At 56.7% G+C, this 12063-nt stretch carries 10 protein-coding genes; 5 read left to right on the forward strand and 5 right to left on the reverse strand.

The features are described from left to right. Window positions 1-26: 26 nt before the first annotated feature. A complete protein-coding gene (locus tag E5C26_RS04855) occupies window positions 27-1628 on the reverse strand; it encodes a condensation domain-containing protein (protein ID WP_135315299.1) in 1602 nt (533 codons plus the stop codon). Between the two features lie 504 nt (window positions 1629-2132). Between E5C26_RS04855 and E5C26_RS04860 the strand changes: the two genes are divergently transcribed. From E5C26_RS04860 to E5C26_RS04875, 4 genes are all read left to right on the forward strand, one after another. Continuing rightward, a complete protein-coding gene (locus E5C26_RS04860; RefSeq protein ID WP_135315300.1) occupies window positions 2133-4256 on the forward strand; it encodes a TonB-dependent receptor in 2124 nt (707 codons plus the stop codon). Window positions 4257-4513: 257 nt separating this feature from the next. Continuing rightward, window positions 4514-7435 (forward strand): condensation domain-containing protein, encoded by a 2922-nt coding sequence (locus tag E5C26_RS04865; RefSeq protein ID WP_135315301.1) that lies wholly within the window; start codon window positions 4514-4516, stop codon window positions 7433-7435. 46 nt (window positions 7436-7481) lie between these two features. Continuing rightward, window positions 7482-8714: a YncE family protein gene (locus E5C26_RS04870; protein WP_135315302.1), complete on the forward strand. Its 1233-nt coding sequence runs from the start codon at window positions 7482-7484 to the stop codon at window positions 8712-8714. Window positions 8715-8918: 204 nt separating this feature from the next. Continuing rightward, window positions 8919-9503: a flavin reductase family protein gene (locus E5C26_RS04875; protein ID WP_135315303.1), complete on the forward strand. Its 585-nt coding sequence runs from the start codon at window positions 8919-8921 to the stop codon at window positions 9501-9503. Window positions 9504-9586: 83 nt separating this feature from the next. On the opposite strand, the gene E5C26_RS04880 is transcribed toward E5C26_RS04875, so the two are convergent. The 3 genes from E5C26_RS04880 to E5C26_RS04885 all read right to left on the reverse strand — a co-directional run bounded on the left by E5C26_RS04880 (window position 9587) and on the right by E5C26_RS04885 (window position 10398). Beyond that, window positions 9587-9814: a hypothetical protein gene (locus tag E5C26_RS04880; protein ID WP_135315304.1), complete on the reverse strand. Its 228-nt coding sequence runs from the start codon at window positions 9812-9814 to the stop codon at window positions 9587-9589. Between the two features lie 60 nt (window positions 9815-9874). After that, window positions 9875-10009, reverse strand: coding sequence for a hypothetical protein (locus tag E5C26_RS24870; RefSeq protein ID WP_260516238.1), 135 nt, complete (start codon window positions 10007-10009; stop codon window positions 9875-9877). A 140-nt stretch (window positions 10010-10149) separates the two neighbouring features. Beyond that, a complete protein-coding gene (locus E5C26_RS04885) occupies window positions 10150-10398 on the reverse strand; it encodes a hypothetical protein (RefSeq protein WP_135315305.1) in 249 nt (82 codons plus the stop codon). 222 nt (window positions 10399-10620) lie between these two features. Here E5C26_RS04885 and E5C26_RS04890 point away from each other — a divergent pair, with 222 nt between their 5' ends. Continuing rightward, a complete protein-coding gene (locus tag E5C26_RS04890) occupies window positions 10621-11262 on the forward strand; it encodes a DsbA family protein (RefSeq protein ID WP_135315306.1) in 642 nt (213 codons plus the stop codon). Window positions 11263-11265: 3 nt separating this feature from the next. Here E5C26_RS04890 and E5C26_RS04895 read toward each other — a convergent pair whose 3' ends face one another. Next, window positions 11266-11988, reverse strand: coding sequence for an acid phosphatase (locus E5C26_RS04895; protein WP_135315307.1), 723 nt, complete (start codon window positions 11986-11988; stop codon window positions 11266-11268). Window positions 11989-12063: the final 75 nt, after the last annotated feature.

A 12063-nucleotide genomic window follows, 5' to 3' on the forward strand; every position in this document is an offset into this window, starting at 1 on the left:
GTGAGGCTACGCGCCCGGAACCGATATCAGGCTTTGGGTGCCAGCACCTTTAGCAGCAGTTGCGCCCCCTCGGCGGCGTTGGGCGCTCGCTGGCAAATCAGCGCGGCGAGTGCTGCCGGGGTCGGGTTGGCCGCTACGTCCGCCGGGGTCAGCGCCACCGAAAGATATTTATTCACCACCGCCAGTAAGGCCGGCAGCCCGTCCTGCGGCAATGGCAGGGCGTTGATGTCGTCGTCATCGCTCAGTCTGGCGTCCGGCACCACGCGTGCCAGCAAACGATGCAGCAATTGGCGCACTGGCATTTGGCGGGCCAATGCCGGTGCGGAGCACTGTGTCAGCCACTGCGCCAGCGGCAGATTGAAGCTGCCCGGTTGGGTGGCGGCCTGTTTCAGCAAGGCGCCATAGGTGGCAAACAACTGCGGCAGCAGCCCATCCGGGAAGGCATCCAGACGCACGTCCCAGTTGATCAGAATGCCGCCGTTGGCGTGCGCCACCTGGGCATCCAGTGCCACCTGCGGCCCCTGGGAAATCACCCATTCCAGCGGACCAAAGGTGCGGGTGACATTGTCTGAGAACAGCGCTTTGCCGCGGATGCCGAAACCGGCGGTAAATACCACCGGCGAGGGCTGCATGCTGCCCTGCAGGCGCGACAGGTCACGCATCACGCTGACGCCCGGATAGTCGGCATGGGCGATCAATTCCGCCAGTTGGGCCATCAGGCGGCGGCAGAAGACAGGCAGGCTTTCTGCCGGATCCAGCTCCACGCCAAGCAGCACCAAATTGGAGAAGTCGCCAATCAGGTTGCCTGCGTTTTCTTCGGCTCGATGGAACAGCGGCACGTTCAACCGAAAGCGCGACAGCTTCCAGCCGTGGCCGACGGTGACGGCGAACAGCGCTAAAAACAACGATGAAAGCGTGATGCGGTGCGCTTTGGCGACCTGTTCCAGTGCCTGGGTTTCTTTGGTGCTCAGTTGCAGCGCCAGCCGATCGCTACGGCAGAGATCCGGGGTACGCAGCAAGTGCGGTGCGGGCGGTAACTGGGGCAGGCGCTCACGCCACCAGGCCTGCGCACGGGTGCGGCGTGCCTGTAGCGCGCTGTCGGCCTGCTGCCGTTCCAGATAGTCAAAGTAGGCCACGCTGTTGTCGTTGGGGGCGGCAGGACACTGATGATAAAAGCGCGCCAAATCCTCCATCAGCACGCGGAAGCCCATGGCATCACCGGCAATCATATCCAAATCGACATGCAACCTGCTGTGGCTACCCGGCAGCAGGCTGAGGCTGATATCACAGGGAATACCCTGTTCCAGCGGCAGCTTTTGGCTGCTTTTTGCCAGCCGTTTTTCGGCAAGCCGGTGGGTGACAGTGGCAGTGTCTGCGTGACTAAAATCGTCCAGATGCAGGCCATGTTGTGGGCCGCAGGGAGCGATGGTCTGCTGGCCATCGGCGGTGACCTGCAGGCGCAACATCGGGTGATGCAGGTAAAGAGTGGCAACGGCCTGTCTCAATCGTTCGACATCCAGGTCGCAGCAGTTAAATTCCGCATACAGGTGGGCGGAGACTCCCCCCAGCGGCGCTGAGGATTGCCGGCCCACCCAGTAGGCGGCCTGCATCGTGGTCAAGGCTTTCATCGGGTTTCCATCAGTATTGAGAGACTGTAAGAATATATTGCAATGTTAATGGGAATGAAAATTATTACTATTAATATTTATTATGATAACTCAGGTGAATCGTATGGGTAATGCGGGATTCTGCTCAGGGGGATAAATTATTAACTCTGATATGATTATGTTTTATATTCATTTTAAATGAAATTATTAATTTTTTAGCGATGTGAGGCTTTTGCTTTGTCTCTTTCCTTTCTGATTGATTTCCCTGGTATTCATTCACTCAAGTGATAATGATTTGCATTAAAATATGTAAAATATTATCATTATTAACAATTCTTTACGTTTCCAGACAAAAAACAGTCTCTACCCGCTGCGCATCGGGGGTGGGGCGTTTGTCTGCGGCAAGGATATGCAACAGCAAGGTCAGGAAGGCCGCAATGCCATTGTCAGTGTGAAAAGCAGCGTCGTTACCTATGTGAAAACAATTAAATTTTTGTGCATCTGGGATGAAAGGAGAATACATCTATGAGCAAGCATTTAGCGGCTCAAAGGCATAAAATCGTAGGAAACAGGGAAAAAGCAGGCTTACAGGCCATTGGGGCATTTTCCTCACTCTTTCTGGGTCTTTGTTCTCTGTCCGTGGGCAGCGTTAACGCCGCCGTCGTGGACGAGAAGGTTCAGGAAACCGCAGACAGCAAACGTAACGATAACTGGCAGGACTCGGAAAGCCTGTTGGTCACCGGCGAAAAAATCAAACGCAGCATTTTTGATACCGGCTCCAGCGTGCAAGTGTTCGACAGTGAACGCATTGCCTCTATGCCCAATGCGTTGCAGGTCCCCGATTTGCTGCGCATGACCCCCAACGTGGTGGATTTGGGCATTGGCAACAATCTGCCGACCGTGCGCGGCATCGATGGCTCCGGCCCGAATACCGGTGCCAATGCCTTCCTCAGCGGTACCCGTCCGCGCCTCAACCTGTCACTGGATGGTCGCTCATTAACCTACAACGAGCAGGCGTTCGGCCCGCAGTCGCTGTGGGATTTGGATCGTGTCGAGGTGTTCCTCGGCCCACAGAGTTATATCCAGGGGCGTAACGCGATTGCCGGCGCCATCGTGATGACCAGTAAGGATCCGACCTTTGACTGGGAAAGTGCCTTCAAGGGCGGGGCGGGTAACCAGCATTCATCACAGTTGTCTGCCATGGCTTCCGGCCCGCTGGTGGAAGATCAACTGGCGTTCCGCGTCAGCGTTGACCGCCAGCGTCGCCGCAGTGACGTTGACTTGCCTGCCTATGAGCCGGTGGGCGACCCACGCGAGATAGAAGCTACCACCGCCCGGGCCAAGTTGCTGTTCAACCCGGCGGGGATGCGTGAATTGACCACCAAGCTGACCTTTAACCATTTTGGCAGCACCTCACCGCAAAACGAGAGCCTCAACCCATTGGTTCACCCTACCAACCCACGTCATGATCCACGCCGTGCGGTGTTTAAAAGCAACTCGAACAGCGGCGTCTGGGATCTGGCCTGGGAGCAGTCCGACAGCCTGACGCTGGAAAATCGGGTGATTTACACCGACTTTAATATCAACCGTCCTACCGCCTACAACATTCAATATGCCGAAATCGGCGGTAAAGAGGTGCACGTCGAGCCGGTGGCGCGCTTTGGCGGGCCGGACAGCCGCCTGCACGGGCTGGCGGGGCTGCGTTATTTCCACGCCAAGCAGGATGAGTTCGTTAATATTTTCGGCGGATCCAGCTTCAAGGATAAAACCGATACCCATTCGGCGTTCGCCGAACTGACCTATGCCATCACGCCACAGGTAGACCTGACCGCGGCCAGCCGCCTGGAGCGAGAGCACCGCCAGCGTAATGGCGGCAGCCAGGCCGTACGTATCGACTTCGACGAAACCTATACGGTGTTCCTGCCGAAGCTGGATCTGGCCTGGAAACCGACGGATACCCAGACCTACGGCGCCAAGGTGGCACGCGGTTATAACGCCGGCGGTGGCGGTATCACTATTGGTGTGCCGGTGGTCAGTTATACCTACGGTTCCGAGTATGTCTGGAACTATGAACTCTACACCCGCCACCACCTGAAAGACGCCAACGTCATTCTGACCAGCAACGTCTTCTATAACGACTACAAGGACATGCAACTGCCTTACTCCCTGGGCGAGAACTCCAGTGTGATCCGCAATGCCGACAAGGTAGAAACCTATGGTGCGGAAATGGGTGCAACCTGGCAACCGCGCTGGGACTTCGAGTTGTTCAGCAACGTGGGCTTGTTGAAGACCAAGATCAAGAAATTCTCGGGCAGCGGTGTAGAAGGGCATGAGCTGGCGCGTGCACCGGCTTATACCGCCAATATGGGAGCCAAGTATCAGTTGATGGCCGGGCTGGAACTGAGCGGCAACGTGGCGTTCTCGGATTCCTACTACTCGCAGTACGACAACGACTCACGCGGGCGTATCGGTTCTTATTGGTCGGCGAATACCCAACTGGCGTACACCTTCGCCTATGGGCGCGCCACCCTGTATGCACAGAACCTGTTCGACTCTGAGCGCCGCGTGATGGTCAGTGGCAACGACGTGTATACCGCGACCCAACAGCGTCCGCGCATGGTGGGTGCTGCAGTTGAACTGACATTCTGATGCGTTAGCAACCCGTCTGCACAAGGGGCGTATCGACGCCTGAGGTTGTTGACAAAGTACTCGGCTGTTTAATGGTAGGGGCGCTGCATGCTGCGCCCAATAGCATCATCAATGGGTTAAATCGGGTCGAACATGTTCGACCCCTACGGTTTAGCACTTGCGCGAGTTTGTCAGCAGTTTGAGGGCGGATCGACGCCCCTTCTTATCATCAGCATTCCCCGATGTTCCGGCATAGCCGGGCGCAAGGAGAGACAGCAGTGAGCGGTTATTTTGACAATATTCTCAGCGATGACGAGGCCCAGCGTCTGGATCTGGCGTTCGAGACTCTGGGGGCTCGGGCGCAGGACGCCAGCCAGCCATTGAGCGAAGCGGAAGAGCTGGCGTGGTTTATGCACCAGCAGCGGGGCGATGGCAGCTGTCAGCAGGCAATGGCCTGGCGCCTGGGTGGCGAGCCGGATATCGGCCGTTTGGTCAGCGCGCTGGAAGCCCTGACGCGGCTGATGCCGGAGCTGGACGTTCGTTATGACTTTGATGATGAACAGGGTTTACGCAAGCTGCGGGGGAGCGCGACGCTAAACCCGGTGAGCATTCAGGCGGTTATCGGCCAGCAACAGGCGGTTAGCCGTTTGCTGCAGGCGCAGGCCGCTCCTTTCGAACTGGCGCGAGAAGCACCGATACGTTTCCTGCTGTTTACCGGCAGCGGTGCGATATTAGGTGTAGTGGCGCACGATATTTTGGCCCCCACGCTGTCCTGTCGGCAATTATTGACCACGCTGTCGGCGCTGTATAACGGCATTGAGCCGACGCCGAGTTTTGCCATCATTTCCCCGGTGGCGACCCTGCCGGAAGCCAGCGAGTTGGTGCTGCCGTGGCCGCGTCAGGCGACGGCGCTGCGGGATTATCAGACATCCGTCCCTCAGAATGAGCTGCTGGCTCAGGCCGGGGTGCGTATAGCGACCCGCGTAGCGCGCAAAATCTTGCCGACTACAGACAACCCGGCGACGCTGCTGGCGGCGATTGCCGTGCGTTTTGGGCGCTTTATCAGCGCTCAGTCCGGCGGGCAACCAGTGCAACTGAGTGTGCCGCAGGGCGATGCGCAGCAGGCGAGCGGCCTGAACGCCTGGATGAGCACTGCGCAGCTAAAACGTCTGACCCTGGGGCCTGTGGATCCGGAGGCGGAAGGTCGCCTGCTGACACAGCAAACGGCGGAACTGGCTAATCCCCAACTGGCCCAACTGTTGGTGACCTGGCTGGCAGACCCGTCGGTGGCGCTGCAACTTGAAGGTGTCAGCGCTGAACGACTGTTGCTACCGCCGCTGCATACGCCGTTTGAATTGGTACTGGCCCTGAGCCTGCCGGATCCGGACTCGGTGGTGCTGGAACTGGTTACGGATCCCCGTTTGACGCCGCATGTCGCGCCTTTCCTGCTGGAACAGTTTGTCGCTTTCCTTGCCGGAGGAGCGATCACGGCGGCGCAGCTACCAGTGGCTGCGCAACCGTTAGCTGCGGTTGAGCACGCCTTGCCAGTGGATAATGCGCAAGAAAATGACGCGATCGCCCAACTGATCCTGGCGGAATTCCGCGACGCGCTGGTCGCACCGGAGATGACCGTCGATGAAGATTTCTTCGATCGCGGCGGGCACTCGCTGGTGGCTACCCGGGTTATCGGCCGTTTGCTCAGCCTGCACCGCATCGAGCTCAACATTAACGATTTGTTCAGTCACGCCACCGCCCGCGGGCTGTCGGCTTACGCCAAGCGTCAGGCGGTGGCGGAACCGAACGCACAGCAACTTGCCGCACAACCGCAGGATGAAGCCGTTCTGGCTCCCCTGTCGCTGGCGCAGCATTCCTTGTGGAAGGTCTACGAGGCGTTCGGCCACGATGAGATCTTCAATCTGCCATTCGCCATCTGCTTCCTCGATCCGGTGGATGAAACGGCGCTGCGTCAGGCATTTATCGACGTGATGACCCGCCACAGCGTATTGCGTTCGCTGTTTATCGAGCGCGACGGCGAGGTATATCAACAGGTGGTGCCAGCCGCTGACTTGCTGGATTACGGCTGGTTTTATTTCTCCGATGAAACACCGGTCGGTAATGCCAGTGAGTTGTTGGCCAGGGCGGGGGATCACCGCTTTGATCTGACCGCCGAGCTGCCGCTGCGCGCTACCTTCCTGCGGGATGCGGCCACCGGTCAGCAGTTGCTTTCGCTGCTGTTCCACCATGTGGTGCTCGACGAGTGGTCGCTGAACCTGATGATGGACGAGTTGGGCGTGGCCTATAGCCAGCGGGTAGCGGGGCAAGCGCCGCAGTGGAAAAGCGACGTACCGCAGTTTTATACCTTTGCCCGGCAGCAGCAGGTGGGCGGCGTAGTACAGCAACACCTGGAGTACTGGCTGGATAACCTGCGCGACGCGCCGGTCGGTCAGCCGTTGTTCCAGGAGCAACCTTCGCACCATCCTGCGGTACCGGCAGAGGCCGACGTCAACGGCGGCTGGCTGGAGTTCGACGTCGACCCGGCGGTGGCCGATGGGCTGTACGCGCAGGCCAGAAAGAACAATGCCTCACTGTTCAACGTGGTCTACGCCGGTATTACCTCGGCCCTACGTCTGCTCGGTGGCCCGGCGGATCTGCTGGTGGGCACTTCCACCTCTGGCCGTAATGACGCCGAGTTCTTCGATACCATTGGCTACTTCACCACCGTGGTGGTGCACCGGGTGCGTTTCGCCGAACAGCTGACGGTGGCGGGCCTGATCGATCAGGTTAAAAACACCATCAATGGCTCTATGCCCTACACCGATATCCCCATCGATCTGGTGGAAGAAGGGCTGTTTGGCGTTGATGCCGATCGCAAGAATCACATGTTCGAAGTGTTCATTCAGATCCACAGCCGCATCAAGTTGAATGGGGCATTCACTCTGCAGGACGGCAGCACGGTGGCCTACCGTCAGGTGGAACCGGAGAAAACTGCATCGCTGCTCGGTTTGCAGTTTGAAGTGATGGAAGAAAACCTAGAGGGCGTGAAGTCCCTGCGCGTGATGATGACCTACCGCACCGATCACTACACCGCGCAACAGGCGGAGCTGATCGCCGGCAGCATTCAGCAGGTGTTTTCACATTTTGCCCAGTTGACTGGCGGGGACATGCCGCTGGCTGCTCTGCCACCAGTGGCGCAGCAATGACGTTGTTCACCCTTACTGACTTTATGACTTTCATGGAGATAAACGGATGTCTGGAACCATAGCAACACCTCGCGCTTTACTGTCATTGTTGATTGCTACCTCGTTGGTGGTGGCCGGTGCGGCACAGGCACGTGATGCCGGGATTAAGCCAGAAGATATCAAGCGTCAGCCTTTATCGTCGGCGGTGGTGGAAATGGCCTTCAGCCCAAGCCAGCAGGCGCTGTTTGTCAGTGCACCGGACTGGAAGGAAGAAGCGAAATCCCGCGTACTGCGTTTGGATCCGGCCACGCTGGCGGTGCAGGCGGAGATCCCGCTGCAGGTGAAAGGCTTTGGTGTGGCGCTGGATGATGCCGGGCATCGGCTCTATCTGACCCAGGGGTTTAACGGCTCGGTCGGCGTGGTGGATACTGCCACCAACCGCGCGCTGGCCAGCATCCCGGTGACCGAAAAAACGATGCTGGAAAAAACCTACAAAGACGCCGGTATCAGCGGTAAACGGCTGGAGTTTCTGCTCGAAGAACTTAAACGCTTCAAGATCACTGAGGATTATCAATATCGCATCCGCGAAGTGAAGTATGACGCGCAGAGCGGTCGCCTGTTCCTGCCGGGGCTGGGGTTCGGGGTGGATAGCGTGCTGTTTGTAGTGGATACAAAAACCAAAAAACTGGAGAAAATGATCCCCGGTTTTGGTTACAACGCGGTAGGGATCACCATCGACGAAAAAGGACGGCGGGTATTTGTCTCCAACATGCAGGGGCAGTTGATCACCTTGAATGCCGACACGCTGGCGATCATATCCACCAAAGAGATCCAGGCGGATCAGTTGCTGAATCTGGTGTATGACGGTAAGAACAACCGTTTGTTAGGGGTGGATCAGGGGATCGATCGCGATAACTACCGCGACACTCATCTGGAGCGTACCTACAAGAAACGCAGCAGCGGTCACCGGGTCTTCGCGCTGGATGCGGACAGCGGCAAGGTATTGGCCAGCGAACTGACCGATGAAGTGCCAATCGGCCTGCTGCTGGACGACCAGAACCAGCGAGTATACGTCGCCAATCGCAAAGGGATCCGCGTCGATCACGGCACTGGTACGCTGACGGTGTTTGATGCCAAGACGCTTAAACGCCTGCAAACGCTGGATGTGCCGCCGCATCCCAACAGCCTGGCCCTGGATACCAGTAACAATGTGCTGTTCGTGACGGTGAAAAATGACGGCGCCAGCACCAAGGCCGGAAAACCGGAAAGCGTGGTGCGTATTCAACTGCCAAAAAACTAGCTTTACCCTGCTGCGTCGGTGAAGGCTGACGCAGCATATTCCCGCCTGCCCCGGACTTCAGTGCGATCGGCATACACATTCTGTGCTTCTTTATCGACAACGCGATTGATCCCCGCTGCAACGCAGAACTACACTGCGCGATGGAAGGCAATCGCCATTCCCGCCGAGGTTCTAACCGCCAGAAACGCCAATGAAGGACTTTCCATGAATCATTTTCGCCCCGTTGCACTGGAACATGCCAGCCGTTTGCTTAACCATGGCCCGACGGTGTTGATCACCAGCAGAAGTCAGGATGGGACACGCCGCAATGTGATGGCGGCCGCCTGGTCGATGCCGGTTGAGTTTACGCCGCCGCGTATTGCCATCGTGGTCGACAAGGGGGCATATTCACGGCAGATGATCGAGGAAAGCGGGGTGTTTGGCATCTGCATTCCAGCAGCGATGTTTATTGATACCACTTATGCCGTGGGCAGTATCTCGGGAGAGGAGGTGGCGGACAAATTTGCTCGCTTCAATATTGCCGCTATCTCCAGTGCCACGCTAAATGTTCCCCTGATAGAACAGGGTTGCGTGGCCTGGCTGGAGTGCCGCCTGTTGCCGGAGAGCGGCGCGCAGCAGAAATACGACACCTGCTTTGGCGAAGTGCTCGCCGCCGCCGCAGATGAGAGGGTGTTCCACGGTGGTCGCTGGAATTTTGCCGACGCCGATCCGCAATTGCACACCATCCACCATCTGGGGGCCGGTAATTTTATTCGCAGTGGTGATACCTTGCGGGCAAAGAGCCTGTAAGCGATAGCATCCTCCCGCACCCACCGCCTGCCGGTGGGGCGAGTTTTACCCTGACGTCATCGCTGGCCCAAGAACAGACATTATCAGTGGGGACGAGCCTCTGGCGCTCGATTTTCCGGCGTTGGCTTATGTGGCTGCCGGAGAGGCTTCTTATTGTGATGCGGTTTGGGCGGCAGTGTATTGTGGTGCGGCTTTTTATTATTTTGATGAATAACCGGTTTCTCATTATGTTCATTGCCCTGCGGCGCAGCGAGAACTGCCGTGCAATTTAATGCCATTACGGCGGTAATAATTAATATCAGCTTTTTCATTATTATATCCTGAGTTTCTAACGTTATATTTTTGGTCAGCCCCTGAGCCGGGGCTGACAATTAACGTGGGCCGTTAAAGTGATAGCCGTGCCCGCCGCGGCCACCACCACCGCCGCCACCAGGAGGCGGGAATATACAACCGGAAAGCATTGCGCTAATAGTCAGCGCACTGATGAACATCAGAATACGACGCATAATATAACCTTTATCCGCTAAATTGAGAGGGCCAGTATCAGCTTCCGCTACCGGTATTGGCAATATGGAAACAGTAGGCAAATTGCAAAGATTCTGTAAGTAAGAATAATCTAATCGGGGGAGTCTTTGAGATGGGCGGTTTAATATCCCGCCCTGAGCATTTCGTCTCGTAATAGATCGATAATGGCCGGCTCTATGTGCGGAAACTTGCGTTTAATCTCTTTAATGGCCTCCGCCACGGAAGGGGCGGTGAAGGTACCGGAGAATGGCAGCAGAGGAAGGTTGGCATCGCTGTCCGGGAATTCACCGCTGATGGTGCCGGTGATCACCCCTGCTTTTTTATCCGCGGTGAAGTCATATTCACCTACGTTTTTGTTAATCGGTGTCATGTTTTACCTCGGCGTAGGTACTTTGGCGCCACGGCGCACTTATTTAATCTCCTCTATTAAGCATAGTGCCTGAGCTGGAGAACTCCACCGATCGCCCGCTCGCGGCTTTTGATATGGGTCAATCCCTTATAGATAACAGGTAATAAAGCCTGGCCTTAAGCCAGTAATTTGATTATAAACACCGACGTTACGGACAATGTTCTCATCTGAATTGGAGTAGTTATGTTGGCTAAAGTGAATCGGCTGCTGGCCGGTGCGTTACTGGTGTTGTTGCTGCCGACTGTCGCCGTGGCGGCGGATTATCGTGCGGGTGAACAATATACCCGCCTGGATAAGCCGGTCGCTTCCGCCCCTGCGGTGGTGGAGTTTTTCTCCTTTTATTGCGGCCCTTGCTATCAGTTTGCCGAGACTTACCATGTGGGCAGCACCGTCAGCCAGGCCTTGCCGGAGGGCACTAAACTGACCAAATATCACGTTGGCCTGATGGGCAAGCTGGGTAACGAGTTGACCGAAGCCTGGTCGGTGGCGATGGTCATGGGTATCGAAGACAAAATCGAAGGTATGCTGTTCGACGAGCTGCAAAAGAAGCGCGCCATCAACAGTGAACAGGATATTCAGCGGGTGTTTGCGGCTGCCGGGGTTGATGCCGCCACCTATGAAAACGCGCGCCACAGCCTGCTGGTGAAGGGCATGATTGCCAAACAGAATGAAGCGGTGAAGGCGCTGGACGTGCGTGCAACGCCATCGTTTTATGTTTCCGGCAAGTACAAGATCGACAATGCCGGTATGGCGAGCCAAAGCGTTGACGGCTACGCCAAAGAGTACGCCGCCGTGGTCCGCTATTTATTGGATACTCAGCCCTAAGCGTTATTTTGCGGCAGGCAAGTCCAGCGCGTGACGCAGTTCTTCACGCGCTTGCTGGTATTGCTGCTGGAAATCTTGCTGGTGCGAGATCTGCTGACTGATCACGCTGCCGGAGATTCGGCCCATCTCAATATCCGACGGGTAGTGAATACCGGCCACCACGCGGTTATCGCCGTATTGCCAGGCACGCGCCATGATCTCGGCGCGTTTTTCCGGCACCATATTAGCCAGCGTAATCCCCATCAACGTACCCAGAGTGGTATGACCGGAAGGCCAGGAACCAGAGGTAGAACGTTTTACTATCGGTTCAATACGGCTGTCCAGCATGTGTGGCCGTGGGCGTTTCCAGAAATCTTTAGCGGGATCAACCACGGCGGCTTCGGTAGCGACAATCCGCTCAAAGAACGCGCTCAGGACCGGCAGGGTCTGGGCATTGAATTTCGACCCCATCACGTTGCTGTACACCCAAACATTCTCTTCAGCATCCGCCTTGGCCTGTGTGGCCATTTCCGGCGTCCGTTTCTGCTGCATATCCACCACTTCCTGCAGTTCCCGTTTGGTTTGTTCGGAGTCATTAGCCGGCGGCGGTGGCAGGATCTGGGTCAGATCAACCTGCTGTGCCGTTGTGAAGGGTTGTGCTTCTTCGGTGGCATAAACACTGAACGCAGGCAGGGCGGCAGCAGTGAACAAACACAGTGCCAGCGCAGATTTTTGTAATAATTTCATTAGTCATACCCATGGTGTGAAGGTGGCTGTCATCAAATTGAGTTCTATATTTGGCGAGTGTTGTGATGGTTACAT

It is taken from the genome of Serratia proteamaculans (genome assembly GCF_004684015.1).
GTDB classification, from domain to species: domain Bacteria; phylum Pseudomonadota; class Gammaproteobacteria; order Enterobacterales; family Enterobacteriaceae; genus Serratia; species Serratia proteamaculans_F.

Bases quoted from the DNA above. Each gene is read 5' to 3' on its own strand.
- E5C26_RS04855 (WP_135315299.1), bottom strand. From the start codon at position 1,628: ATGAAAGCCTTGACCACGATGCAGGCCGCCTACTGGGTGGGCCGGCAA.
- E5C26_RS04860 (WP_135315300.1), top strand. From the start codon at position 2,133: ATGAGCAAGCATTTAGCGGCTCAAAGGCATAAAATCGTAGGAAACAGG.
- E5C26_RS04870 (WP_135315302.1), top strand. From the start codon at position 7,482: ATGTCTGGAACCATAGCAACACCTCGCGCTTTACTGTCATTGTTGATT.
- E5C26_RS04875 (WP_135315303.1), top strand. From the start codon at position 8,919: ATGAATCATTTTCGCCCCGTTGCACTGGAACATGCCAGCCGTTTGCTT.
- E5C26_RS04880 (WP_135315304.1), bottom strand. From the start codon at position 9,814: ATGAAAAAGCTGATATTAATTATTACCGCCGTAATGGCATTAAATTGC.
- E5C26_RS24870 (WP_260516238.1), bottom strand. From the start codon at position 10,009: ATGCGTCGTATTCTGATGTTCATCAGTGCGCTGACTATTAGCGCAATG.
- E5C26_RS04885 (WP_135315305.1), bottom strand. From the start codon at position 10,398: ATGACACCGATTAACAAAAACGTAGGTGAATATGACTTCACCGCGGAT.
- E5C26_RS04890 (WP_135315306.1), top strand. From the start codon at position 10,621: ATGTTGGCTAAAGTGAATCGGCTGCTGGCCGGTGCGTTACTGGTGTTG.
- E5C26_RS04895 (WP_135315307.1), bottom strand. From the start codon at position 11,988: ATGAAATTATTACAAAAATCTGCGCTGGCACTGTGTTTGTTCACTGCT.